27 protein-coding genes are annotated in these 23,458 nt (G+C 59.0%); 17 read left to right on the top strand and 10 right to left on the bottom strand.

Features of this window, described 5'->3' with window-relative positions; translation table 11 throughout:
- Positions 1-81: 81 nt before the first annotated feature.
- Positions 82-231, bottom strand: a complete 150-nt coding sequence (locus CKW31_RS30020; protein WP_246475610.1) for a hypothetical protein — start codon at positions 229-231, stop codon at positions 82-84.
- Here CKW31_RS30020 and CKW31_RS05715 point away from each other — a divergent pair.
- Both CKW31_RS05715 and CKW31_RS05710 read left to right on the top strand, forming a co-directional pair.
- Positions 230-2,254: a FimV/HubP family polar landmark protein gene (locus CKW31_RS05715; protein ID WP_256582491.1), complete on the top strand. Its 2,025-nt coding sequence runs from the start codon at positions 230-232 to the stop codon at positions 2,252-2,254. The genes CKW31_RS30020 and CKW31_RS05715 overlap by 2 nt on opposite strands.
- A 285-nt stretch (positions 2,255-2,539) precedes the next feature.
- Positions 2,540-2,836 carry a SelT/SelW/SelH family protein gene (locus CKW31_RS05710; protein WP_095093430.1) on the top strand — a complete coding sequence of 99 codons (297 nt, stop codon included), beginning with the start codon at positions 2,540-2,542 and terminating at the stop codon, positions 2,834-2,836.
- On the opposite strand, the gene CKW31_RS05705 is transcribed toward CKW31_RS05710, so the two are convergent.
- The gene (locus tag CKW31_RS05705; protein ID WP_095093429.1) at positions 2,830-3,711 is read right to left on the bottom strand and encodes a DMT family transporter; all 882 of its coding nucleotides are present in this window, start codon (positions 3,709-3,711) and stop codon (positions 2,830-2,832) included. The genes CKW31_RS05710 and CKW31_RS05705 overlap by 7 nt on opposite strands.
- Before the next feature lie 316 nt (positions 3,712-4,027).
- Here CKW31_RS05705 and CKW31_RS05700 point away from each other — a divergent pair, with 316 nt between their 5' ends.
- On the top strand, positions 4,028-4,855 hold the full coding sequence (locus tag CKW31_RS05700; RefSeq protein WP_095093428.1) for a UDP-2,3-diacylglucosamine diphosphatase: 828 nt from the start codon (positions 4,028-4,030) through the stop codon (positions 4,853-4,855).
- Here the strand turns inward: CKW31_RS05700 and CKW31_RS05695 are convergent.
- Together CKW31_RS05695 and CKW31_RS05690 are read right to left on the bottom strand one after the other, a co-directional pair.
- The gene (locus tag CKW31_RS05695; RefSeq protein ID WP_095093427.1) at positions 4,852-5,163 is read right to left on the bottom strand and encodes a DUF962 domain-containing protein; all 312 of its coding nucleotides are present in this window, start codon (positions 5,161-5,163) and stop codon (positions 4,852-4,854) included. The genes CKW31_RS05700 and CKW31_RS05695 overlap by 4 nt on opposite strands.
- A gap of 81 nt (positions 5,164-5,244) precedes the next feature.
- Positions 5,245-6,699, bottom strand: coding sequence for a TrkH family potassium uptake protein (locus CKW31_RS05690; RefSeq protein ID WP_095093426.1), 1,455 nt, complete (start codon positions 6,697-6,699; stop codon positions 5,245-5,247).
- 162 nt (positions 6,700-6,861) lie between these two features.
- Between CKW31_RS05690 and CKW31_RS05685 the strand changes: the two genes are divergently transcribed.
- Positions 6,862-7,422, top strand: coding sequence for a nitroreductase family protein (locus CKW31_RS05685; RefSeq protein WP_095093425.1), 561 nt, complete (start codon positions 6,862-6,864; stop codon positions 7,420-7,422).
- Positions 7,423-7,532: 110 nt separating this feature from the next.
- Here the strand turns inward: CKW31_RS05685 and CKW31_RS05680 are convergent, their stop codons facing one another.
- From CKW31_RS05680 to CKW31_RS05655, 6 genes are all read right to left on the bottom strand, one after another.
- Positions 7,533-8,864 (bottom strand): HAMP domain-containing sensor histidine kinase, encoded by a 1,332-nt coding sequence (locus CKW31_RS05680; protein ID WP_095093424.1) that lies wholly within the window; start codon positions 8,862-8,864, stop codon positions 7,533-7,535.
- A gap of 65 nt (positions 8,865-8,929) precedes the next feature.
- Complete coding sequence (locus CKW31_RS05675) at positions 8,930-9,367, bottom strand: LTXXQ domain protein (RefSeq protein ID WP_095093423.1); 438 nt, start codon at positions 9,365-9,367, stop codon at positions 8,930-8,932.
- 206 nt (positions 9,368-9,573) lie between these two features.
- Entirely contained in the window at positions 9,574-10,251 is a 678-nt protein-coding gene (locus tag CKW31_RS05670; RefSeq protein WP_095093422.1) for a response regulator transcription factor, read from the bottom strand.
- Between the two features lie 7 nt (positions 10,252-10,258).
- Positions 10,259-10,666, bottom strand: coding sequence for a translation initiation factor 2 (locus tag CKW31_RS05665; protein WP_095093421.1), 408 nt, complete (start codon positions 10,664-10,666; stop codon positions 10,259-10,261).
- Between the two features lie 170 nt (positions 10,667-10,836).
- Entirely contained in the window at positions 10,837-11,136 is a 300-nt protein-coding gene (locus tag CKW31_RS05660; RefSeq protein WP_095093420.1) for a YciI family protein, read from the bottom strand.
- A gap of 1 nt (position 11,137) precedes the next feature.
- Entirely contained in the window at positions 11,138-11,740 is a 603-nt protein-coding gene (locus CKW31_RS05655; protein WP_095093419.1) for a septation protein A, read from the bottom strand.
- A gap of 66 nt (positions 11,741-11,806) precedes the next feature.
- Between CKW31_RS05655 and CKW31_RS05650 the strand changes: the two genes are divergently transcribed.
- The 13 genes from CKW31_RS05650 to murB all read left to right on the top strand — a co-directional run bounded on the left by CKW31_RS05650 (position 11,807) and on the right by murB (position 23,433).
- Entirely contained in the window at positions 11,807-12,670 is an 864-nt protein-coding gene (locus tag CKW31_RS05650) for a PHP domain-containing protein (RefSeq protein WP_095093418.1), read from the top strand.
- Between the two features lie 13 nt (positions 12,671-12,683).
- Positions 12,684-13,313 (top strand): L-threonylcarbamoyladenylate synthase, encoded by a 630-nt coding sequence (locus CKW31_RS05645; protein WP_095093417.1) that lies wholly within the window; start codon positions 12,684-12,686, stop codon positions 13,311-13,313.
- Positions 13,314-13,432: 119 nt separating this feature from the next.
- On the top strand, positions 13,433-14,131 hold the full coding sequence (locus CKW31_RS05640) for a ScpA family protein (RefSeq protein WP_176469803.1): 699 nt from the start codon (positions 13,433-13,435) through the stop codon (positions 14,129-14,131).
- A gap of 204 nt (positions 14,132-14,335) precedes the next feature.
- On the top strand, positions 14,336-15,103 hold the full coding sequence (gene scpB, locus CKW31_RS05635; RefSeq protein ID WP_095093415.1) for an SMC-Scp complex subunit ScpB: 768 nt from the start codon (positions 14,336-14,338) through the stop codon (positions 15,101-15,103).
- A 135-nt stretch (positions 15,104-15,238) separates the two neighbouring features.
- Positions 15,239-15,430: a DUF1289 domain-containing protein gene (locus tag CKW31_RS05630; RefSeq protein WP_095093414.1), complete on the top strand. Its 192-nt coding sequence runs from the start codon at positions 15,239-15,241 to the stop codon at positions 15,428-15,430.
- A 197-nt stretch (positions 15,431-15,627) separates the two neighbouring features.
- Positions 15,628-16,884 carry a 23S rRNA pseudouridine(2605) synthase RluB gene (gene rluB / locus CKW31_RS05625; protein ID WP_095093413.1) on the top strand — a complete coding sequence of 419 codons (1,257 nt, stop codon included), beginning with the start codon at positions 15,628-15,630 and terminating at the stop codon, positions 16,882-16,884.
- A gap of 173 nt (positions 16,885-17,057) precedes the next feature.
- Positions 17,058-19,274: a DNA internalization-related competence protein ComEC/Rec2 gene (locus tag CKW31_RS05620; RefSeq protein WP_095093412.1), complete on the top strand. Its 2,217-nt coding sequence runs from the start codon at positions 17,058-17,060 to the stop codon at positions 19,272-19,274.
- Positions 19,275-19,355: 81 nt separating this feature from the next.
- Positions 19,356-20,030 carry a MotA/TolQ/ExbB proton channel family protein gene (locus CKW31_RS05615; protein ID WP_027898764.1) on the top strand — a complete coding sequence of 225 codons (675 nt, stop codon included), beginning with the start codon at positions 19,356-19,358 and terminating at the stop codon, positions 20,028-20,030.
- Positions 20,027-20,458: a biopolymer transporter ExbD gene (locus CKW31_RS05610; protein ID WP_027898763.1), complete on the top strand. Its 432-nt coding sequence runs from the start codon at positions 20,027-20,029 to the stop codon at positions 20,456-20,458. The genes CKW31_RS05615 and CKW31_RS05610 overlap by 4 nt, the downstream gene beginning before the upstream one ends.
- On the top strand, positions 20,458-21,453 hold the full coding sequence (gene lpxK, locus CKW31_RS05605; protein WP_095093411.1) for a tetraacyldisaccharide 4'-kinase: 996 nt from the start codon (positions 20,458-20,460) through the stop codon (positions 21,451-21,453). Before CKW31_RS05610 ends, lpxK begins: the two co-directional genes overlap by 1 nt.
- A 17-nt stretch (positions 21,454-21,470) precedes the next feature.
- On the top strand, positions 21,471-21,656 hold the full coding sequence (locus CKW31_RS05600) for a Trm112 family protein (protein ID WP_095093410.1): 186 nt from the start codon (positions 21,471-21,473) through the stop codon (positions 21,654-21,656).
- Positions 21,653-22,417: a 3-deoxy-manno-octulosonate cytidylyltransferase gene (gene kdsB, locus CKW31_RS05595; protein WP_095093409.1), complete on the top strand. Its 765-nt coding sequence runs from the start codon at positions 21,653-21,655 to the stop codon at positions 22,415-22,417. Before CKW31_RS05600 ends, kdsB begins: the two co-directional genes overlap by 4 nt.
- Complete coding sequence (gene murB, locus CKW31_RS05590) at positions 22,414-23,433, top strand: UDP-N-acetylmuramate dehydrogenase (RefSeq protein ID WP_095093408.1); 1,020 nt, start codon at positions 22,414-22,416, stop codon at positions 23,431-23,433. The genes kdsB and murB overlap by 4 nt, the downstream gene beginning before the upstream one ends.
- Positions 23,434-23,458 lie beyond the last annotated feature (25 nt).

Raw genomic sequence — 23,458 nt, 5'->3', positions numbered from 1 at the left:
GCGCACGAGCTTCTTCTCGCTCATACTTGCAGCCAAGACATTGAAGTCCACGCCATATATTGAATATGCAGAGAAGCCTTCTCAGGTTTCGATAAGGGTTTGTATGCGCAACAGCTCTCCGGCGGCTACACGATCAGGTTTTGCCAGGACCGCTTTACGTCGCGGCTTGATAGTTGCGGCTTTATCTTCGGCATCGATGTTGTATTCGACGTTGGCGTCCGCATTGGGCATGGGCGACATCACCCTGCACTCGGCCCTTAATCAGCCGCTGAACGCTGAAATCGAACTGGTTGAAACAGCAGGCCTGAGCGCGGATGACATCGTCGCGAGGCTGGCTTCACCCGAAGAGTTTGCCCGCGCGGGTGTTGATCGGGTGTTCTTCTTCAATGATTTCCGTTTCACACCGATCATTCGCGGTAATCGTGGCGTGATTCGCGTGGTGTCGAGCAAACCGGTCACCGAGCCGTACTTGCAGTTCCTGGTGCAAGTCATACGGCCAGGCGGCGACATGCTGCATGAATACACGTTGCTGCTGGACCCGGCGACCTCTGCGGAAGGTCGTGCTGCGGTGGCGGGACGGCCCCGGTCGTCTGCGACGCCAGGTTCCGAGCAGTCACGAATGCCGGTTGCGCCACCCGTGGCACTGGAAGGTAAGCGTTACTCTGTAGTGGGCGGCGATACCCTGAATTCCATTGCCCGACGCATGCAGGGTACGGGCGCCGGTGCTTCGGCAGGGCGACTGGCTGACGGGATCAAGGCGCTCAATCCACAGGCCTTTCCTAACGGCGACAGCACTGCGCTGAAAGTCGGGCAGAGTTTGTTGCTGCCTGACGCAGCGGTCTTGCCCAACAGTAATCCGGCACCCGCATCAACAGCCGTCACCCCGCAACCAACTGCCGAGGCCCAGCGGGGCGCTGAACAACTCGCCGTTTCAGCCATCGAAAATCAGCTGCTGACCAAGACCGTGGAGGATCTGCGCCTCCAATTACAGGGCATGCAGGCGTCCATGGATGGCAAGGAAAAGCAGATAGTCAGCCTGCAAACCGAGCTGGCGGAAAGTCGTGCTGCCTCGGCACAACCCGTTCCGGTCGCAGCACCGCCGGGCGACGCGCCTGTTGCAGCGCCGACGGCCGGTCCAGAGCCGCAGGGTGATTCTTTCCTGACCTCACCGCTGTTGGTGGGGGCTCTGGCGATTCTGCTCTTGCTGCTCGTGCTTGCCTGGTCGGTGCAACGTAACCGTCGGAAGCAATCCGCACGCAAGCCAGCCATGGTTGATCCAGCCCTGAGCAACCCGGTCCGTGAGCCCGTTGTTCCCACTTATGACACACCAGCCGTAGCCGCCAGAGTGACCACGCCTGTTGCCACGGCTCCGGCACCTTCACGCCCGGCTCCGGCCCGTCCTGCCGCAGGCAGTACCGATGCGCTGGATGGCGTCAGCATCTACATCGCCTATGGGCGGTTTGCCGAGGCCATGGGGATTTTGCGCGATGCGTTGGCCAAGCAGCCCGAGCGAACGGACATTCGTGTGCGTATTCTCGAGTTACTGGCAGAGCAGGGTGACTCGGCAGGTTTTGCTCAGGAAGAACAGCTTGCTCTGGAGAATGGCGTGGAGGCTGAACAGGTTCAGCAAATCCGCTCACGTTATCCACAGCTCAAACCCGCCGAGCAAGCTTCCGGCGAGATGCCTACGGTACTTGCTGCAGCGCCCGTAGCGGCAGCAATCGTTGCGGCCGAAGTTGCGAAGGAGGAGCCTGCCCAGCTTGATGAGAGTGCTGCCGCAGCGCTCCACCCTGAACCTGCTTTTGATGATTTCCAGCTGAACCTCGATGATTTGTCGATGGATGCCGACTGGGATTTGGTGGATCCCTTCGACAAGCCAATGGCTGCGCGAACTGAAGCGCCGAAAGAGGATGCACCGGTTCAGGAGCCCGAGTTCTCTTCGAATCTCACCGAGCTGCCCGGCGTAGAGGAAATTCCGGATGATCGCTTCCTCAGCGATTTTCCCGAAGAGGAGGGGATCATCGAGTCAAACAGTGACGCTCTGGACGACTCATTCCTGGATGGCTTTATGGATGAATCAGGCGAATTCGACCTGCTCGATCTCGAAGACGTCCCGCTGAGTAAAGTCAATCAGGCTCAAGTGCTGATCGATGAAGGTGATATCGAGGGCGCTCGCGAGCTGCTGCAGCAGGTGATCGATGAATCTGATGAAGAACATCAACAGACGGCTCGCGATTTGTTGGCTGGTTTGTAGGCGCGGCCCTGATTCCCATGAAAACACCGCGCTGTCGCAAAGCAGGCACGGCCTTCATGTGGGAGATTCTATGTTGGCCTGCAAACTGGATCGCGACGTGGGACCGGCTTCAGCCGGGAAGAGGTCTGGACAGACGATGAATCTTCATCGGCGGAAATACCGCCTTCCCGGCTGAAGCCGGTCCCACGTCGCACCAGCACCGCTCCCACATTAATCACATCTATTCAGCGATTCATGGTTTGTTTGACAGGAAACCATTTGTGATTCGTCCCGGAGACCCTTTCCATGTCTACCGTAAAACCTGAAATCGTCATCACCTACTGCACGCAATGCCAGTGGCTATTGCGCGCAGCATGGCTGGCTCAGGAATTGCTCAGTACATTTTCCGATGACCTTGGCAAGGTCTCTCTGCAACCCGGCACTGGCGGTGTATTCATCATCACCTGTGACGGAGTGCAGCTATGGGAGCGCAAGGCCGATGGTGGATTCCCCGAGGCGAAGATACTCAAGCAGCGGGTTCGCGATCAGATCGATCCTCAGCGTGATCTGGGGCACAACGACAGGACCACGCCGGGTCAGTGAGTCGTGGCGGCTTGAAGTTTTGTCTTACTGCTCATCAAGCCGGAAACCACAATGGCGATGATGATCAGTGCGCCGCCCAGCAGCATGCTCAACGTGGGGATTTCGGCGAACAGCAGCCAGGCGAAGGTAATGCCGTAAACCGGCTCCATTGCAAAAACCACCGCGGCGGTTCTCGCCTTGATCACTGCCAGGCTGGCCACGAACAGGCTGTGAGCCAAGCCGGTGCAGAATACGCCCAGCAGACCTATCCACAACCAGTCCAGCGCCGGAACACTGCCCAGCTCAGGCGCGGCCACCGGCAGCAGGCAAGCGGCGACGATCAGGTTCTGATACAGCGCCGCCTGCACCGGCGGGACGGTTTTCGAGCTGACGCGATTGACCAGCGACAGCAACGAAAAGGTCAGCCCGGAAAAAACCGCCCACAACAGACCGCTGGTGGCCTCGCTGGCCAGATTGAATTCGGGGGTCACCAGCACCAGTCCGACACTGACCAGTACCACCAGAATGATTTCATTGCTGCGGATGCGTTCCCGAAACAGCAGCCCTTCGAGTATCACGGTGAAGGCTGGAAAGCTGGCAAAGCCCAGCGTGGCGACAGCGACACCGGCAATTTTCACCGCAATGAAAAAACTCACCCAGTGCGCGGCCAGCAGCACGCCTGCCAGGGCTAGTCTCGCCCAGTCGGCGCGCTGCAAGGTTTTCCATGCAGTCTTGCTGGCAAAGCGGGCGAAGAACGCCAGGGCAATGACAGCGAATATTCCGCGACCGAACACAATGACGTAGGGTGAGGCGCTGGCCAGTTTGCCGAATACGCCTGTCAGGCCAAACATCAATGCGCCGATATGCAAAGCGCCAAGGGCGGAGCGGGGAGTCATGGAGTTCCTTACTGGGCAGCTCTTATCAAACATGAAATGGCTATTTGACCTGTAGGAGCGCACGAGCACCGCGAGGCCGCGATGGCAGCGTATTAGGCAGAACGCTATCGCGGCCTCGCGGTGCTCGTGCGCTCCTACAGGTCCATCGTTTGTCGCCAGACGGCGTGTGTCAGGGGCGCTAGGGCAGTCTACCAGCGCTCGTCTTGAAGCATTCAGTCCAACTATTCCTGTTCATTGTCATGACATTGCCACAACCCGGTCACATTCGATTAACCGGCACCGGGCACTCTCATGCAAACCCAGCAGGAGATGGTTCATGACCAGTGCTCAGCTTGCCAAACCCAGCCGTAAGCAACGCGTTCGCACTTTGTGGATTTCCGATGTGCATTTGGGCACACGGGATTGCCAGGCGGAACACTTGTCACATTTCCTCAAAGGCTACGAGGCCGACAAGGTCTATCTGGTCGGCGACATCATTGATGGCTGGAAGCTGCGCAGCGGCATGTATTGGCCCCAGGCTCATACCAATGTGATCCGCCGCTTGCTGACCATGAGCAAGCGCGGCACCGAGGTGATCTATGTCACCGGCAACCATGATGAGTTTTTGCGCCGCTACTCGAAACTGATTCTGGGCAACATCCAACTGGTGGATGAAGCCGAGCACGTCACGGCTGACGGGCGTCGTTTTCTGGTTATCCATGGTGACCAGTTCGACGTCATCACCCGCTACCACCGCTGGCTGGCATTTCTGGGTGACTCGGCCTATGAATTCACCCTGACCCTCAACCGCTGGCTGAACCACTGGCGGGCGAAGTATGGCTACGGTTACTGGTCGTTATCGGCGTATCTCAAGCACAAGGTGAAGACTGCTGTCAGCTTCATCAGCGACTTTGAGGAAGCCATTGCCCACGAGTGCGTCAAGCGCGGCCTGGATGGCGTGGTCTGCGGGCATATTCACCACGCCGAGATGCGCAGGGTCGGGGGCGTGGAATACCTCAACTGTGGGGACTGGGTCGAATCCTGTACCGCGTTGATCGAACATCTGGACGGCACTATTGAGCTGTTTCGGCTCGCGGATGCTCATCTTCAGCGCGATGAAGTGCCTGTCGAAGAAGAACTTGAGGCCAGCGAGCCGGTGGTCTAGAACGGTACTTTGCCCGTCAGCATGTCGCGGTACATCACGAAATCGCCCAGCAGGCTGTAAAGCGGATGCTTGAATGTAGCGGGGCGGTTCTTTTCGAAGAAGAAGTGGCCAACCCAGGCAAAGCCATATCCCGCCAGCGGTACGAGCCAGATCAGGCCCCAACTGCCGCTGCCAATCACAAAGGCCAGCAGGAAAATAACCAGGCTGGTGCCGACGAAGTGCAGGCGACGGCAAGCGCTGTCGCGATGCTCCTGTAGATAGTAAGGGTAGAAATCGGCGAAGCGGGTAAACGACTTGGTGGTTTCCATGGCTGGAGTTCCTGATCGTTGGCGCTATTGGGTTTAATGCCAGCTGGCTTTTGCGTCAGCTGACATTAAACGCCATTACGATCAGTGACGCCAGAATGCCGGAATGCACAGCACCAGCACGGTGATGATCTCAAGACGCCCCAGCAGCATGCCGCCTGACAGAATCCACTTCGCCGCGTCGGGCAGGGTGGCGAAGTTACCGGCCGGGCCGATGGTCTCGCCCAGACCAGGGCCTACGCCGGACACCGTACTTGCCGCGCCCGTCAGCGCGGTCATCCAGTCGAGTCCCAGTAGCGACAGCAACAGGGCGATGCCGCAAATCGTGATGGTGAAGAAGAACGAGAACGTCAGGATCGAACGCACGATTTCGTCGTCCAGGCGGTGGCCGTTATACGTCTGCTTGAGCACTGCACGCGGGTGGATCAACTGATTGAGGTTGGCCTTGAGCAGGATGTAGGCCACCTGGAAGCGGAAAATCTTCACTCCGCCAGCGGTGGAGCCGGAGCAGCCACCAATAAAGCCCAGATAGAAGAAGAACATCAGCGCGAAGTTGCCCCACAGACTGTAATCCCCGAGGGCGAAACCGGTGGTGGTGACCACGGACGTCACGTTCAGGGCCACATGGCGCAGTGCGTCGTACCACGGCAGATCGGTGGTCGCCCAGTACCAGCCACCGAGTACCTGCCAGGTGACCAGCAACAAACCCAGCAACCCGCGCACCTGTTCATCCCGAAACAACGCGCCGCGGTTGCCTCGCAGTGTTGCGACGTACAGGGTGAACGGCAGGCTACCCAGGATCATCACCACAATGGCCACCCAATGCACTGACGGCTGTGGCCATTTGGCCAGGGACATGTCCGAGGTGGAAAAACCGCCTGTGGAAATGGCTGACATGGCGTGGTTGATCGCATCGAACAGGCTCATGCCCGCTGCCCAGAAGGCCAGACTGCCCAGCGCGGTGATGCTGACGTAGGCCAGCACGATGAACTTGGCCACCATGTGCGAGCGGGGCATGACCTTCTCCGAGCGGTCGGAAGATTCGGTCTGGAACAGACGCATGCCACCAATACGCAGCAGCGGCAGAATCGCCACCGCCATGCCGATGAAGCCGATGCCGCCCAGCCAGTGGAGCATTGAGCGCCAGATCAGAATACCCGGCGACATGGTGTCCAGGCCGCTAAGTACCGTAGAGCCCGTCGCGGTAATGCCGGACATGCTTTCGAAGAAAGAGTCGGTGTAACTGATGTGCTGGGTAAGCAGAAATGGCAGGGCGGCAAACACGCAGACGACAATCCAGCTGGAAACCGTCAGCAGATACATGTCCCGCGGCCGCAAATGCACGTGTTCCGGTCGGCCCGGCAGGATCAGCGCCAGACCGGCCATGAACGTCAGCAGACTGGCCCAGAGGAAGGATCGCAGGTCTTCAAAGCGATCGTAGATCACCAGGGTCACCATGGGCACGATCATGGCGATGGCCAGGGTGATCAGGAATATGCCGATAATGAAACCGATGATGCGAAGGGTCGGCAACGCCATGCAGTCACTCTGACTAGTTCGGGGAAAGGCGCCATTCTACCTGCGGCCCACGGCAAGTAAACCGTGGCCTGTGTGCCGCAGCATGTAAGTAATTGCCTCAGCCGTTCGTTATCCGTGTGCACAGGCTCTAGAATGGCCCATCATTTTTCAAGGAGGTAGCCCATGGAGGCGCTCGACGTATTGCTCAATCGTGTATCGGTCCCACGATTGATCGACCCGGCCCCGGATGCAGCCCAGCGTGAAATTCTATTCAGCGCGGCCATGCGTGCCCCGGATCACGGCCAGCTGCGGCCATTCCGCTTTATCACGGTGGAAGGCGCAGCCCGTGAGCGGATGGGGGACTTGCTTGCCCAGGCATTGCAGGCCAGCGGATCGGAAGTAACCCCGCAAGCACTGGAAAAAGCACGCCTCGGCCCATTGCGCGCGCCGCTGGTTGTGGTGGTAGTTGCCCGTTTGCAGGATCACTACAAAGTGCCGAAGGCCGAGCAACTGATTACCGCAGGTTGTGCGGCCCATAGCGTATTACTGGCGTCTTATGCATTGGGTGTGGGTGCGGTGTGGCGCACGGGTGAACTGTCCTATTCGCCGCTCGTCGCCAAAGGTTTTGGCCTGACGGATGACGAAGAGGTGATTGCTTTCCTGTATCTGGGCACGCCTCAGAACCCACCACGGGTAGCTGCGAAAGTGGATGTGGTGGATTTTGTCAGTGAGTGGCAGGGCTGAGTGCCTGCGCTCAAAATAGCGGCGCCCTTATCGCGGGCAAGCACCGCTCCCACAGGGAAAACGCTATCTCATGTGGGAGCGGTGCTTGCCCGCGATAAGGGCGCCACAAATTAAGAACTAACCACCTCCGCCGGCAAATCAATAATCGCCAGAAACCCGCCCTCGGGATGATTGCCCAGAATCAATTCCCCGCCATGACGTTGCGCAGCGCGGCGGGCGATTGCCAGTCCGAGCCCGTGACCCGGTGCGGTCTGACCGGGTGCGCGGTAGAACGGTTCGCCCAATTGCGTCAGATGCTCAGCCGCTACGCCAGGGCCATGATCGCGGACACTCAACTGCAAGCGATCACCCACCCGTTTCGCCTGCACGTCGACTGACTTTCCTGGCGGACTGAAGCGCAGCGCATTACGTAACAGGTTATCGGTTGCCCGTTCGATCATGTCCGGCCAGCCATGCAAATGCAGGTTGTCTTCGACATGCACATTGATGTGCTGGTCGCTGCCATCCAGTGTCGCGTCGTTCTTGAGCCTCATCAGCAGTGCCTTGAGATCAACCGATTCGGCGCTGCTCAGTTGTGCATCGAGCCGTGCCAAGGCGAGAATTTCGCTGATCAGCGCTTCCAGACGATCACATTCACGGCTGAGGCGTGGCCAGAGCTTTTCCCGTTCGGCCGGTTCCGCCCGTTCTGCCAGCGCCAATGCGATACGCAAGCGAGCCAGCGGCGAACGCAGTTCATGGGATACATCGCGCAGCAACTGACGCTGACTGCCGATCAGACTCTGCAGCCGCGCGCCCATGCGGTTGAAGTCATTGGCCAGCACGCCAAATTCATCCCGGCGGTTGGCCAGTTGCGCGAGGCTGTTCTGTTGATAAGTGGTTTGCCCAAGATCATGCACTGCGCCGCGCAAACGGCTGAGCGGGCGAGTGATGGACAAGGTCACCAGCAGGCTGAACAAGGTCAGCACCACCAGCGAAATACCCAGCGCACTCAGCGGCCACATCAGACTGTCACGGTGCCACGCATCCAGCTCCGGGTGAGGGATACGATAGATGAACAGGTAGGTTTCGCCGGTTTTTTCGCTGGTGTATTCACTGGTCAGGCGACGCCACGGAAGCTGTCCCGGATCATCGCCCTGACGTGCTTCAAGTGCTGCAGCACGAGGTGAGAAGGTACCGCGCACCACCGGATCGCCATTGTCGTTGAGGACCTGAACGTCCATGTGATTTTTGCGTTTGAGGCTTTGCAGGTAGTCCTGTGCGGCATCTGCACCCTGGTTTTCATACTGCTCGGTCCATGTCTGCGGCAGATGACTCAGCAGCGGGTGACGGCTGAGGATCCACGCGTCTTGATTAAGCATGTGGCCGAGCAGGATCGACAGCCCTGCAACCAGGGCAATGGCCAGCCAGAAGCTCGCCAGGATTCGCCAAAACAATGAACGCACGGGAAACCCTCAAATAGGAAAACCCGGCACGCTTGGGGAGTGCCGGGTTCAGGTGGATCAGTAGCTTACTGGGCTTTTTGTGCCTTTTGCGCTTTCCATGCTTCGAATTCAGCGCGTTCGGCCATTTTTGCTGCGCGCTCTTTCTGCATTTCGTCGAATTCCTTCTGCTGGTCAGGCTTGAGCAGCGCACGGATATCGCTATCGGTTTTGGTGCGCTTGGCGTCCAGTTCGTCTTTCATGGCTTTCTGGTCCGCGGGCGACAGCTTGGCCAGGTACTTCTCAGTGATGTCCTTGCGGTCGTGCATTCGCTCGCCCATCAGTCTGCCGATCTGTTGACGCTGTTCGGGGCTCAGGTCCAGCTTGCCGAAGGGGCCGCGGTCATGATGCATGCCTGGACGTGGACCTTCAGGACCTGGACCGAAACCAGGGCCATCGACAGGTGCAGCCATTGCAACGGTAGGCAGTGCAGCAGCGAACATCAAAGCGATCAGAGTCTTGCGCATGGTGTATCTCCTTGTCTCGAATCCGGCTCGTTGCCGGTTGAGGCCAGTTTAGGGAGATCAAGGTCAAGAGCGGTCAGGCTACTGTAAAGCTTGGGTAAAGAGGGAGGGGAGCAGTTATCAGTTTCAAGCTACAAGCTTCAAGAGGTACAGCTCATGTGCTCCATGCTCTTCTTGCAGCTTGCAGCTTGCAGCTTGCAGCCTGGTCGTCAGACCGCGTAGTAATAACCGCGGCTACGCAGCGCGACGATTCTTGGACGACCGTCAGGGTGCGGGCCGATTTTCTTGCGCAGGTTGCTGACGTGCATGTCCAGGCTGCGGTCATACAGGGTCAGTTTGCGGCCCAGCGCCAGTTGCGCCAGTTCCTGCTTGTCCAGCGGTTCACCCGGCTGGCGCAGCAGGGCTTCGAGCAAACGGCTCTCCGACATGGTCAGGACCAGTTCCTGATCATTGATGATCGCCACGCCGCGCACCGGGCTGAAGCTCAGGTCGCCCAGTTCGAGTTGGGTCGATACGGCCGTAGGATGGCTGCGACGCAACACGGCGCGCAGGCGTGCAGTCAGTTCACGAGGGTCGCAGGGTTTGGCCAGGTAATCATCGGCACCCAGTTCCAGGCCCAGAATCCGGTCCAGCGGCTCGCCGCGGGCCGAGAGCATCAACACTGGCAGATCAGGGTGGTCGCTGCGCAATTGCTTGAGCAATTCCAGGCCGCTGCCGTCGGGCAGCATGACATCCAGAACCACCGCAGCTGGCGCGGATTCGGCGAGGGCGCGACGGGCACTTTGGCCGTCATGGCAGGCACGAACCAGAAAACCTTCCTGGCTCAACCAGCTACTCAGAAGCTCACACAGCTCCTGATCATCATCAATAAGTAACAGCTCGCTCATGTCTCACTCAATTTAGCCACTGTCGACGCTGCTTACGTCCACCGCGGGCAAAGATACCGCACAGGAGGGCTATCAGCGCAACACCCCCTCCGGTGACGAACCATTGTTGCTGTTCGCTCAGGATACGTTGCGGTTCAGCCGATTGTGCTTCTTTGAGCTGCAACTTGAGCCTTTGGTTCTCTTGACGCAGACGACTGAGCTGGGCGCTGTCGCGGGCGGCGTCAGCGTTCTGTACCTGTTTGAGAAGATCTTCGCGCTGGCGCTCGCTTTCCTTGAGGCGATGCTGGAGATCACTGATCTGAGTGGCAGTGGTCGGCAGCGGCAACTCATAGGCGTTACCGGAACCGTTTGTTTCCTCGGCCTGGGCCGCAGTAGCACCCATTACCAATACAGCAACCAGCAGACATGCCCGCATCTGAACTCCTGTTTCAGCGTCCGTGTTTCCAACGGCCGCATTTCTGGACGGCAGTATTTTTATAGAACATTCAGCAGGTTGTCGGCAGGGCGTTGAGAATGATTAGCGTCAGAGCGGAGAATGTGCAGTCGCCGCCCCGGCGGGCAGCGATTACACCGTACAGGCGGGGATTAAGGCAGGACTTTCTTGAAAGGCTTCACGACGACATTGGCATAGACGCCGGCCTTGACAAACGGATCCGCCTCAGCCCAGGACTTCGCCGCGCTCAGGGACTCGAACTCGGCAACGATCAGGCTGCCGGAAAAGCCTGCTGCGCCAGGGTCGTTGCTGTCTACCGCCGGGTTGGGTCCGGCCAGGATCAAACGGCCTTCATCTTTGAGCGCATTGAGGCGATCCAGATGGGCAGGACGTACGCTCAGGCGTTTTTCCAGGGAGTTTTCGACGTCTGTGGCAATGATTGCGTAGAGCATGTCAGTCCTCGGTTTTTGTCGGTGGCGGTGTGGAAGCAGGGTCTTGCATGTGCCTGGCAAGGTACAGGCCCTGAGCGATCAGGAACACCAGGGTCATGCCCAGGCTGCCGAATACCTTGAAGTCCACCCAGAATTCCTGATAGGTGAACGCCACATAAAGGTTGGCCGCACCGCAGAACAGGAAGAAGATGATCCAGGCAATGTTCAGTCTGGTCCAGATTGCCTTCGGCAGACTCAGCGCATGACCCATGATTCGCTGGATCAGCGGGCGGTCGCCAATGAAGTGACTGCCGGCAAACGCCAGCGCAAACAGCCAGTTCACCACCGGAGCTTTCCATTTGAGAAAGGTCTCGCTGTGGAAGGCCAGAGTCAGGCTACCGAACACCAGGCAGGCGACCAGTGTCAGCCACTGGCTTTTTTCCAGCTTGCCCTGTTTGAAAAACAGAATGCCGTAAACCACCACCGAACTGATGATCAGCATGGCGGTCGCACTGAAAATACCGCCCAGCGTGTAGCTGTTGCCGAGGATTTCCACAGCACGAGGCTCTATTTTGTAGACGATGAAAAACAGCAGCAGCGGGATGAAGTCGATGAATTGTTTCACAATGGCAGCCAGAAGCAGGATGTGGCGGCATAATAACAAACATCAATGACAGCGAAAGCGCTACCTATGAATGTTGACCTGCACTGCCACAGCACCGCCTCCGATGGCGCCCTTGCGCCTACGGCTCTGGTCGCCCGTGCTTATGAAAACGGCGTGCGCGTCCTTTCCCTGACGGATCACGACACCCTCGAAGGTCTTGAAGAAGCCCGTACTGCGGCGCTTTCACTGGGCATGCAACTGGTAAACGGGGTCGAGCTTTCCTGTACCTGGGGCGGTGCGACCATCCATGTTCTTGGCTATGGCTTTGCCATGGATGCACCGGCTCTGGTGGCGGCTATTGCTCGTTTGCATGACGGCCGCTGGTTGCGGGCTGAAGAAATCAGTCGCAAATTAGCGATCAAAGGTATGCCCGGAGCGCTGGAAGGTGCCCGGGCCATCCAGCAAGAACTCGGTGACAGCGGTAATGCACCGGCTCGTCCGCACTTCGCGGACTTCATGGTGCGTGCCGGGTTCGTCAAGGATCGCGCCGAGGCTTTTCGTAAATGGCTGGGGGCGGGCAAGCTGGGTGATGTGAAACAACATTGGCCCACGCTTGAAGAAACCGTCGGCACATTGCGGGAATCCGGGGCCTGGGTCAGTCTTGCTCACCCCGTGCATTATGATTTCACCCGTAGCAAACGCCGTAAGCTGGTCGCCGCCTTCATTGAAGCAGGCGGCCATGCGATTGAAGTAGTCAATGGCCTGCAACCTGCCGAGCAGGTTGGAACCCTGGCCATTCTGGCGCGTGAATTTGGCCTGCTGGTCTCCGCCGGCAGTGATTTCCATGCTCCTGGTGGCTGGTCCGAGATAGGCATGTATCGTCCGGTGCCCGAAGACCTGCCACCCCTTTGGTCTCGGTTCAAACATGATCAGTCTACTGCTGCCTTCTGAACAGGAAGATACCGTGAGTCAATTTTTCCAGGTCCACCCGGAGAACCCGCAAGCGCGCCTGATCAAACAGGCCGTGGAAATTATCAAAGCGGGCGGTTTGGTGATCTATCCCACAGATTCGTCATACGCATTGGGCTGCCAGCTTGGCGATAAAAGCGCCATTGAGCGCATTCGCCGTCTGCGGCAACTGGACGACAAGCACAACTTCACGTTGATGTGCTGTGATCTGTCCCAACTGGGGCTGTTCGCGAAAGTCGATACCGGTGCCTTTCGGGCGCTCAAGGCCCATACGCCGGGGCCATACACCTTCATTCTCAATGCCACTCGCGAAGTGCCGCGGCTGATTCTGCACCCCAAGCGCCGAACCATCGGCCTGCGGGTACCGAAGCACCCCATCGCTCAGGCGTTGCTGGAAGAGCTGGGCGAGCCGCTGATGAGCGTCAGCCTGATCCTGCCGGGGGAGAGCGTGCCAATGAGCGATCCCTATGAAATGCGCCAGACCCTTGAGCGTCAGGTCGATCTGATTATCGATGGCGGTATGGGCGGTATTTCTGCGTCGACAGTGATTAACCTGACCGGCGACGAGCCTGAGGTGGTCCGGGTCGGCTGCGGCGATCCTTCACCTTTTGGTGTAGAGGCTTAATGACTACGGTAGAAGCCGTCGACACTCAGGCCGACGCTCAGCAGGAACTGCCTTTCGCCATGGTCTATGGCCAGGCGGTCACACAGATGCCGATGGACCTGTACATCCCGCCGGATGCGCTGGAAGTCTTTCTTGAGGCGTTCGAAGGGCCGCTGGACTTGCTGCTGTACCTGATCCGCAAGCAGAACATCGACATTCTTGATATCCCGGTGGCCGAAATCACCAAGCAGTACATGGGTTACGTCGAGCTGATGAAGACGGTGCGCCTGGAACTGGCTGCCGAATATCTGGTGATGGCCGCCATGCTGGCCGAGATCAAGTCGCGCATGCTGCTGCCACGTTCGGCCGAGGCCGAGCAGGAGGAAGACGACCCCCGTGCCGAGCTGATCCGTCGTCTGCAGGAATACGAGCGCTTCAAGGTGGCCGCCGAAGGTATCGACCAGTTGACGCGTGTCGGTCGTGACGTCGTCGTGCCCAGGCTTGATGCACCTGAAGCGCGGGCTCGCAAGCTGTTGCCTGAAGTCAGCCTCGAAGAGTTATTGATGTCCATGGCGGAAGTGCTGCGCCGTGGCGACATGTTTGAAAGCCACCAGGTCAGCCGCGAGGCCCTGTCCACCCGCGAGCGTATGAGTGATGTGCTGGAACGACTCAAAGGCGGCGGCTTTGTGCCGTTTGCCGAGCTGTTCACCGCCGAGGAAGGGCGCCTGGGTGTGGTGGTGACATTCATGGCCGTCCTCGAGTTGGTCAAGGAGTCGCTGGTGGAGTTGGTACAGAACGAACCGTTTGCAGTCATCCATGTACGGGCGCGAGCCGAATAAAATATCACCCTTCATCCCTGATTTAGGCTGCGGGATTTACCGTGGGATCACGTCGTGGGACCGGCTTCAGCCGGGAAGGGGGCGGTACATCCGACACATATGTGGTGTCTGCAAAATAGCCTTCCCGGCTAAACCCGGTCCCACGTCAGTGAACTGAAACCCCATGAACCCGGCCGCTATGTGTTGTTTGACAGGAACTGATCAATGAACCTCAACGAACCCCGCGAGCTGGCTCCGCTGCTCGAAGCTTTCCTGTTGGCCTCGGGTAAACCGCAATCGCTGGAACGTCTCTACGAGTTGTTCGAAGAAGGTGAGCGTCCTGAGCCGCCGGTGTTCAAGAAAGCGCTGCAATTGCTGGGCAAATCCTGCGAGGGCAGGGCCTTTGAACTCAAGGAAGTGGCGTCTGGTTATCGCCTGCAGATTCGCGAAAAGTTTTCCCCTTGGGTCGGTCGTCTCTGGGAAGAGCGTCCGCAGCGCTATTCCAGGGCCATGCTGGAGACCATGGCGCTGATTGCCTACCGCCAGCCGATCACTCGGGGCGAAATCGAGGACGTGCGCGGGGTGGCGGTCAACAGCCATATCGTGAAGACCCTGCTGGAGCGCGAGTGGATCAGGGTGGTGGGGTATCGGGAAGTACCGGGCAAGCCTGCGATGTTTGCCACCACCAAGGCGTTTCTCGATCACTTCAACCTGAAGAATCTTGATGACCTGCCGCCGCTGGCTGATCTGCGTGAGCTGGAACCTGATCCGGTTCTGGACTTCGAAGACGCCCCAGTGCCTGCGCACCTGCAAGCCCTCGCTGACGCCAGCGCCGATCCTGACGTCGAACCCGAGCCGCCGAGGGACGAAACCAGCTTCCGCAGCTTATTGGTCGAACTCGACTCGATGGAGCAGGGTCTGAAGATCGACTTTGATGATTTGCTGCCGGATGAGCCTGATGAAAAAGCCAAAGACGACGCAGACCACTTGTAGGCGCAGTGCCCTTGTGGGAGCGGTGCTTGCCCGCGATAGGGGCTCTGCGATTCTGTTGTCGGACCGCAGTGCTCTTATCGCGGGCAAGCACCGCTCCCACAACATATCGTGCAGTACTTATGCGGCGTACCTCTGATGAGCGACACCAAGAACCCCTGCATCAGCCTCTGTAAATTCGACGCCGATATCTGCATCGGCTGTGGCCGTAGCAAGAAGGAAATCAAGGCCTGGAAGAAAATGGACAAGGACGAGCGTCGTGACGTGCTCAAAGAAGCTGCCGTGCGCATGAAGGGTTTTAAAAGTGCCGGTCGGCGGAAAAAGAAGTAAGGCGCAAATTTTCGTCTAGCGTCTAATGCGCAAAACCTTGTGTGAGCGTATCATTCGCGACCTTTTGGCGATTCTGCTCGTGATGAGTTTAGCGCCAGAAGTTTTTCAGTATTACGCCTCGTGGCTATCCACAGCCCAGGCACCAGGTTGCGCCGGTCCTCGGCGCCCCCTGAATCGACACACCGGGAGGTGCCCAGATGAGTGAACAAGACAAGCAGGACAGCCAGGAAATCGGACCCGCAGGCGAAAAGCTGCAGAAGGTTCTGGCACGTATTGGCGTAGGCTCGCGTCGCGACGTTGAAGCCTGGATCAGCCAGGGCCGAATCAAGGTCAATGGCAAGGACGCGACCCTTGGTCAACGCGTAGATCTGCACGATGCGATCACCGTTGACGGCCGCGTCATCAAACGCGAAGAGGCCGCCGAAACGGTGCGCCGCGTGATCATGTACAACAAACCGGATGGTGAAATCTGTACCCGTGACGACCCTGAAGGTCGCCCGACGGTGTTCGATCGCCTGCCGCGTCCAAAAGAAGGCCGTTGGGTCAACATCGGTCGTCTGGACATCAACACCACCGGTTTGCTGATGTTCACCACCGATGGTGAGCTGGCCAACCGCTTGATGCACCCGTCCTTCGAAATGGACCGCGAATACGCTGTGCGTGTGCGTGGCGAAGTGGACGATGACATGATCGCGCGGCTCAAAGCTGGCGTTGTTCTTGAAGACGGTCCGGCTCGCTTCACCGACATCCAGCAAGCGCCGGGCGGTGAAGGCTTCAACCACTGGTATCACTGCGTGGTGATGGAAGGCCGTAACCGTGAAGTGCGTCGTCTCTGGGAATCCCAAGGGCTGGTGGTCAGCCGTCTGAAGCGCGTGCGTTACGGACCGGTGTTCCTCAATTCCGACCTGCCGATGGGTCGCTGGCGCGAAATGAGCCAGTACGAAGTGGACATCCTCAGCGCTGAAGTGGGCCTGACCCCCGTGGCTCAGCCGCAGATGAACGCCAAGACCAAGGACAAGATGGAGCGCTTGCAGCGTCAGTCGTCTCGTCCATTGGGCAAAAGCGAGCGCGTGCGCACTCTGCGCCCGGCGAAGGACGGTGCTCCGACTGGCGATCGTGCTCCACGTCAGCCGCAAGTGACCGGCAGTGATCGCGATCGCGCCCAGCGTCCAGCTGCACCGCGTACGGATTCCGGCCGTGGTCAGCGCAACGACCCTAACAAGTCGTCGCCGCGCACGCCGCGTCCAGCCAACGGTCGCAGCGACACCCGCAATGACAACAGCCGTGGCACGCCAGTGGCTGAGCGTCCAAGCGACATGAACAAGCGTCCGGCCAAGCCGTCGCCGAAACGTCCAGGCATCACCCTGGTCGATGACGCGCCGTCCGGCAAGCGCCGTGGCCCGGCATCGGGTTCGGGTCAGCGCCCGGGCTTCGGTCGTCGCAAGCCCCAATAACGCATAAGCAATTAGCAGCGCGTCAGTAGCTAAAGAAACGCCCCTCGAAAGACGGGCGTTTTTTTTCGTCCCGACATACCCCGCCCAAAACCTTGTGACACTTGATCCCGACATCTTCACCTCAATGAGCTAAGCCGTAGGGGGACCTTCGACGTTATCGGGATGAGCTGCTTATGCGCACAGGGATGTTCGCGCTGGCCTTGGGTTTACTGGCATTACGCTTTTTACCGGCATTGCCGCCGGGGTGGCTGTTGCTGTGCATGCCGCTGCTGGCCTTGATGCTGTTGCCATTTCGTACATACCCCGTGGCTTTCTTTCTATTTGGATTCACCTGGGCCTGCGTTTCGGCTCAATGGGCACTGGATGATCGTCTTTCACACCGGCTGGATGGCCAGACAGTGTGGTTACAAGGCAAGGTCGTCGGTTTGCCGGCAGTCGCTGAAGGCGTAGCGCGCTTTGAGCTGGAAGATCTGCAATCTCGACGCTTTGGTTTGCCGGAGCGCATGCGGGTGGCCTGGTATGGCGGCCCGGAGATACGCAGCGGCGAGCGCTGGCGTCTGGCGGTCAAGCTCAAGCGGCCGGGCGGATTGGCCAATCCACATGCCTTCGACTACGAAGCCTGGCTGTTGGCCCAGCGTATCGGTGCTACAGGCACAGTCGCCGATGGACAGAAGCTGGCGTCCGCCGGTTCAGGCTGGCGGGATGTGATACGCCAGCGTCTGCTGGCGGTTGATGCGCAAGGTCGAGAAGGCGGTCTGGCCGCACTTGTTCTGGGTGATGGCTCGGGACTCAGCGCGGTCGACTGGCAGATCCTGCAAGACACTGGCACCGTGCATCTGCTGGTTATTTCCGGGCAGCACGTGGGCTTGCTGGCGGGTGTGATGTACGCGCTGATCGCTGGCCTGGCACGTTGGGGGTTGTGGCCGCGCGCGCTGCCTTGGTTGCCATGGGCATGCGGACTGGCATTCAGTGCCGCGCTCGGGTATGGCTTGCTCGCAGGCTTTGAAGTGCCGGTGCGCCGGGCATGCGTTATGGTCGGCATGGTCTTGCTCTGGCGGCTGCGCTTTCGGCACCTCGGGGCTGTCTTGCCGCTGCTGCTGTCGCTGAATGCCGTGCTGGTGTTTGAACCGTTGGCCAGTTTGCAGCCGGGTTTCTGGCTGTCCTTTATCGCTGTTGCAATCCTGATGCTGATATTTGGTGGGCGGCTGGGGGCGTGGAGCTGGCTGCAAAGCTGGACCCGGGCACAGTGGTTGATTGCCGTTGGTTTGTTGCCGGTGTTGCTGGCATTGAACCTGCCCATCAGTCTGACGGGTCCTTTAGCCAATCTTGTTGCAGTACCGTGGGTGAGTTTTCTGATCCTGCCACCTGCGCTGCTCGGAACCTTGCTGCTGCCTGTTCCTTATCTGGGTGAAGGGCTGCTATGGCTGGCGGGTGGCGGGTTGGAGTGGTTATTCAGATTTCTCGGGTGGGTCGCCGAGTGGCTGCCCGCCTGGATGCCGAGCGTCATTCCGTTCTGGGCCTGGGTGCTGAGTGGATTGGGTGGCGTGATGTTGCTGTTGCCCAGCGGCGTGCCGTTTCGTGGACTGGGGTGGCCGCTGTTGCTGCTTTGCGTGTTCCCGCCCCTGAAAAGCGTGCCTCACGGGCAGGTCGAAGTTCTGCAACTGGACGTAGGGCAGGGGTTGGCGATTCTCTTGCGCACCCGGCATCACGCGCTGCTTTACGACGCCGGACCGCGCTTTGGAGAGTTTGATATAGGTCAGAGGGTCGTATTGCCCGCCATCCGCAAGACCGGCGTGCGTGAACTTGATCTGATATTGATCAGCCATGCCGACGCCGATCATGCCGGTGGTGCGCAGGCGGTCCATCAGGGCTTGCCGGTCAAGCGGGTGCTGAGTGGCGAACTGGAAAGGCTGTCGCCGTTGCTGAAAGCGCAACTGTGCGCCCACGACGAACGCTGGGAATGGGACGGGGTACTGTTCTCGACCTGGCGTTGGGGTAAAGCCCGGGAGGGGAATCAGGCCTCGTGCGTATTGATGGTCGAGGCTCAAGGCGAGCGTTTGTTGCTGACAGGGGATATTGACGCCGAGGCCGAGCAAGCCCTGATCGACAGCGGTCGGGATGTGCGCGCCGACTGGCTGCAAGCGCCGCACCACGGGAGTCGCACCTCTTCCTCGAAAGGCTTTCTGCGAGCTGTCGCCCCGCATGGCGTGTTGATTTCCCGTGGTCGCAATAATGCCTTCGGGCACCCGCATCCGCTGGTCATGGCGCGCTATCAATGGTTCGGCATTCCCACTTGGGACAGCGCCGACCTGGGAGCCATCAGCCTGCAACTCGGGACATTCGAAAAGCCCCGCTCCCAACGGGCTGAGAGACGATTCTGGCGTGGTTGACGCAAGGATATCGATCGCAGGCTTCGGCGAGTCGCCGACCCTATGTTAGAGTGGCGCCAATTTTTCGAGGGAGTCGTCACTGTGTGGGAACTGGTCAAATCTGGCGGCTGGATGATGCTGCCGATCATTCTGAGTTCCATTGCTGCGGTCGGCATTATCATCGAGCGCCTCTGGACCCTTCGTGCTAGCCGCATAACCCCGCCGCATCTGGTAGGGCAAGTCTGGCAGTGGATTCAGGACAAAAAACTCGACAAGGAAAAACTCAAGCAACTGCGCGCCGATTCTCCTCTGGGTGAAATCCTTGCCGCAGGTCTGGCCAATTCACGGCATGGCCGGGAAATCATGAAAGAGTGCATTGAAGAGGCTGCGGCCCGGGTCATTCATGATCTGGAGCGTTACCTCAGTGCGCTGGGTTCCATCGCCGCCATGGCCCCGTTGCTGGGCTTGCTGGGTACGGTGCTGGGCATGATCGACATTTTTGGCTCGTTCAACGCCACGGGCAACACGGCCAATGCCTCGGTACTGGCAGGCGGCATTTCCAAGGCGCTGATCTGCACGGCGTCGGGCCTGATCGTCGCGATTCCTGCGATTTTCTTCCACCGTTACCTGCAAAGCCGGGTCGATGAGCTGGTCGTCGGCATGGAGCAGGAAGCCATCAAACTGGTGGAAGTGGTGCAGGGCGATCGTGAAGTCGACCTGAATGATCCGAAGATTGACCTCAAGTCCCAGGCCCGGGGCGAGGGTCGCAAGAAGTGAAGTTTCGTCGTCGCAAGGCCAGGGAAAACATCGATATCAACCTCGTTTCGTTGATTGATGTGGTGTTCATCCTGCTGCTGTTCTTTATCGTGACCACTACCTTCACTCGCGAAACCCAATTGCGCGTCGACCTGCCGCAAGCGGTGACCGGCGCTCCGGAAACCGACGCAGATCTCAAGCATCTGGACATCACCATCAATGCTGATGGGGTCTTTTCGGTGAACAATCAACTGCTGCCGAAGAACGACCTGCAGACCTTGATTGATGCGCTTCAGCGTGAGTCTGCCGGCGATACCAGCCTGCCGCTGTCGATCAGCGCCGATGGTAAAACCCCGCATCAGTCGGTGATCACCGCCATGGACGCCGCAGGCAAGCTGGGTTTCAGCCACCTGCGCATGACCACGGTCGAAGCTGCACCCGCTAACTGATGGCCTTTTCTGATCGTTTGCTCGACGCCTGGTACAAAGGCCATCCGGCGCTGACGCTGTTGCGTCCGCTGGAGAGCCTTTATCGGCGAGTCGTGCAGGGCAAGCGTGAGCGTTTTCTGGCGGGGCAGGGCGAGATTTACAAGGCGTCTGTGCCGGTCGTGGTCGTGGGTAACATTACTATTGGAGGCACCGGCAAGACCCCTCTGATCCTGTGGATGATCGAACATTGTCACCGCCGCGGCTTGCGGGTCGGGGTGGTCAGCCGTGGTTACGGTGCCAAACCGCCGAGCCTGCCGTGGCGCGTGACCGCAGAGCAAAGCGCCGCTCAGGCGGGGGACGAACCTCTGCTGATCGTACAGCGCAGCGGCGTACCGTTGATGATCGATCCGGATCGCAGTCGTGCGGTGCAAGCACTGCTCGACAGTGAGCCGCTGGATCTGATTCTTTCCGATGACGGTTTGCAGCATTATCGGCTGGCGCGGGATCTTGAACTGGTGTTGATCGATGCTGCCCGGGGGCTGGGCAACCGCCGTTGTCTGCCCGCTGGACCGCTGCGCGAACCGGTGGAGCGCCTCAAGAGTGTCGATGCGTTGCTCTACAACGGAGCCAGTGCTGATCGAGACGACGGCTATGCCTTTCAGTTGCAACCGTCGGCGCTGGTCAATCTGCGCAGCGGCGAGCGCCAGGCACTGGATTTCTTCCCGGCCGGGCATGCAATTCATGCCGTCGCAGGTATCGGTAATCCACAGCGTTTCTTCAATACCCTTGAAGGGCTACACTGGCGACCGGTCACCCACGCGTTTGCCGACCATGCTGTTTTCAGTGCTCAGGCGCTGACTTTTTCTCCGGCGTTGCCCGTTGTCATGACCGAGAAGGATGCCGTGAAATGCCGGCCCTTTGCGGCGGATGACTGGTGGTACCTGGCTGTGGATGCCGTGCCATCCGATGCTTTCGTCAGTTGGTTCGATTCGCAGTTGTTACGTCTTTTGCCATGATTCGCTCAGGATTTCCTATGGACACCAAATTACTCGACATCCTCGCTTGCCCCGTCTGCAAGGGCCCGCTGAAACTTAGCGCCGACAAGACCGAGCTGATCAGCAAGGGCGCAGGTCTGGCTTTTCCGGTTCGCGACGGCATTCCAGTGATGCTGGAAAGTGAAGCGCGTACGCTGACCACCGACGAGCGTCTGGACAAATGACCGCAGTGTTTACTGTTGTCATCCCGGCACGCTTCGGGTCCAGCCGTTTTCCGGGCAAGCCGCTCAAAGAGATCGCGGGCAAGCCGATGATCCAGCATGTCTGGGAACAGGCACGTAAAAGCAGCGCGGCGCGGGTTGTGGTCGCCACTGACGATGCGCGCATCGTTGAGGCCTGTAAGGCCTTCGGCGCTGAAGTGCTGCTGACCCGCGAGGATCACAACTCCGGCACCGATCGTCTGGCGGAAGTCGCCACGCAACTGGGTCTGGAAGCCGACGCTATCGTGGTCAACGTTCAGGGCGACGAGCCGATGATTCCGCCTACGGTGATCGATCAGGTCGCTGCTAATCTTGCTGCTCACCCTGAAGCACGCATGTCGACGCTGGCCGAGCCTATCGATGACGTGGCGGCGCTGTTCAACCCGAACGTTGTCAAAGTGGTGTCCGACATCAACGGCCTGGCGCTGACGTTCAGCCGAGCGCCGTTGCCTTGGGCGCGGGATGCATTGGCCAGGGATCGCGAGCAATTGCCTGCGGGCGTGCCGTATCGTCGGCATATCGGCATTTACGCTTATCGCGCAGGTTTTCTGCATGATTTCGTCAGTTGGGGCCCATGCTGGCTCGAAGACACGGAAAATCTGGAGCAGTTGCGTGCGCTCTGGCACGGCATACGGATCCACGTGGCTGACGCGCTGGAAGCTCCACCAGCTGGTGTTGATACCCCTGAAGACCTTGAGCGCGTGCGCCGCTTGCTGGAGGTTTGACGTTGCAATTGCAGTCCGCTGTTTCACTCAAGCCTTTCAACACCTTTGGCGTTGATGTCACGGCGCAGCTGTTTGCCGAAGCCCATAACGACGATGACGTGCGCGAGGCCCTGGCCTATAGCGCGGAGCATGACCTGCCATTGATGGTCATTGGCGGCGGCAGCAATTTGCTGTTGACCGGTGATGTTCAGGCATTGGTTCTGCGCATGGCCAGCCGTGGAATCCGGATCGTCCGGGAAGATTGCAAGCACGCGGTCATCGAGGCTGAAGCAGGCGAACCCTGGCATCCTTTCGTGCAGTCGTGTCTGGAGTTGGGGCTCGCGGGGCTGGAAAATCTCAGCCTGATCCCCGGTACGGTTGGGGCTGCGCCCATGCAGAACATCGGTGCTTATGGGGTCGAGATCAAGGATGTGTTTCACAGCCTTACCGCACTTGATCGCCAGACCGGCGAGCTGCGCGACTTCTCCCTTGAGGAGTGTGGGTTCGGTTATCGCGACAGCCTGTTCAAGCATGAAACGGGTCGCTGGGTGATTTTGCGCGTGCGCTTTACCCTTAATCTCAGTGCGGAGTTGCATCTGGACTACGGTCCTGTGCGTCAACGCCTGGAAGAGCAGGGTATCGCGCAACCAACGCCTCGCGACGTCAGTAAAGCAATTTGTGCCATTCGCAGTGAAAAGCTGCCGGATCCTGCCGTATTGGGCAACGCGGGTAGTTTCTTCAAGAATCCACTGGTGCCTGCCGAACTGGCCGAGCAAATCCGCTTCAAGCACCCCGGGCTGGTGGGTTATCCACAACCCGACGGACGGGTAAAACTCGCGGCGGGCTGGCTCATCGAACAGGCAGGCTGGAAAGGCTACCGCGAAGGCGACGCTGGCGTGCATCGTTTGCAGTCGCTGGTGTTGGTCAACTACGGTCACGCCACGGGCGTGCAGTTGCATGCTCTGGCTAAACGTATTCAAGCCGACATTGCCAAGCGCTTCGGTGTCGAGCTGGAAATGGAACCTAATCTTTATTGAACTGAATTAAAAAGGATTCTTGTAG

The sequence above is a fragment of the Pseudomonas sp. Irchel 3A5 genome, assembly GCF_900187575.1.
GTDB classification, from domain to species: Bacteria; Pseudomonadota; Gammaproteobacteria; order Pseudomonadales; family Pseudomonadaceae; genus Aquipseudomonas; species Aquipseudomonas folii.
This window is presented reverse-complemented; position numbering and strand designations above follow the sequence as displayed.

What these genes read in the sequence shown, in the direction of transcription:
- CKW31_RS05715 (WP_256582491.1), top strand. Translation starts at nt 230, where the DNA reads ATGGGCGACATCACCCTGCACTCGGCCCTTAATCAGCCGCTGAACGCT.
- CKW31_RS30020 (WP_246475610.1), bottom strand. Translation starts at nt 231, where the DNA reads ATGCCCAATGCGGACGCCAACGTCGAATACAACATCGATGCCGAAGAT.
- CKW31_RS05710 (WP_095093430.1), top strand. Translation starts at nt 2,540, where the DNA reads ATGTCTACCGTAAAACCTGAAATCGTCATCACCTACTGCACGCAATGC.
- CKW31_RS05705 (WP_095093429.1), bottom strand. Translation starts at nt 3,711, where the DNA reads ATGACTCCCCGCTCCGCCCTTGGCGCTTTGCATATCGGCGCATTGATG.
- CKW31_RS05700 (WP_095093428.1), top strand. Translation starts at nt 4,028, where the DNA reads ATGACCAGTGCTCAGCTTGCCAAACCCAGCCGTAAGCAACGCGTTCGC.
- CKW31_RS05695 (WP_095093427.1), bottom strand. Translation starts at nt 5,163, where the DNA reads ATGGAAACCACCAAGTCGTTTACCCGCTTCGCCGATTTCTACCCTTAC.
- CKW31_RS05690 (WP_095093426.1), bottom strand. Translation starts at nt 6,699, where the DNA reads ATGGCGTTGCCGACCCTTCGCATCATCGGTTTCATTATCGGCATATTC.
- CKW31_RS05685 (WP_095093425.1), top strand. Translation starts at nt 6,862, where the DNA reads ATGGAGGCGCTCGACGTATTGCTCAATCGTGTATCGGTCCCACGATTG.
- CKW31_RS05675 (WP_095093423.1), bottom strand. Translation starts at nt 9,367, where the DNA reads ATGCGCAAGACTCTGATCGCTTTGATGTTCGCTGCTGCACTGCCTACC.
- CKW31_RS05670 (WP_095093422.1), bottom strand. Translation starts at nt 10,251, where the DNA reads ATGAGCGAGCTGTTACTTATTGATGATGATCAGGAGCTGTGTGAGCTT.
- CKW31_RS05665 (WP_095093421.1), bottom strand. Translation starts at nt 10,666, where the DNA reads ATGCGGGCATGTCTGCTGGTTGCTGTATTGGTAATGGGTGCTACTGCG.
- CKW31_RS05660 (WP_095093420.1), bottom strand. Translation starts at nt 11,136, where the DNA reads ATGCTCTACGCAATCATTGCCACAGACGTCGAAAACTCCCTGGAAAAA.
- CKW31_RS05650 (WP_095093418.1), top strand. Translation starts at nt 11,807, where the DNA reads ATGAATGTTGACCTGCACTGCCACAGCACCGCCTCCGATGGCGCCCTT.
- scpB (WP_095093415.1), top strand. Translation starts at nt 14,336, where the DNA reads ATGAACCTCAACGAACCCCGCGAGCTGGCTCCGCTGCTCGAAGCTTTC.
- CKW31_RS05630 (WP_095093414.1), top strand. Translation starts at nt 15,239, where the DNA reads ATGAGCGACACCAAGAACCCCTGCATCAGCCTCTGTAAATTCGACGCC.
- rluB (WP_095093413.1), top strand. Translation starts at nt 15,628, where the DNA reads ATGAGTGAACAAGACAAGCAGGACAGCCAGGAAATCGGACCCGCAGGC.
- CKW31_RS05620 (WP_095093412.1), top strand. Translation starts at nt 17,058, where the DNA reads ATGCGCACAGGGATGTTCGCGCTGGCCTTGGGTTTACTGGCATTACGC.
- lpxK (WP_095093411.1), top strand. Translation starts at nt 20,458, where the DNA reads ATGGCCTTTTCTGATCGTTTGCTCGACGCCTGGTACAAAGGCCATCCG.
- CKW31_RS05600 (WP_095093410.1), top strand. Translation starts at nt 21,471, where the DNA reads ATGGACACCAAATTACTCGACATCCTCGCTTGCCCCGTCTGCAAGGGC.
- kdsB (WP_095093409.1), top strand. Translation starts at nt 21,653, where the DNA reads ATGACCGCAGTGTTTACTGTTGTCATCCCGGCACGCTTCGGGTCCAGC.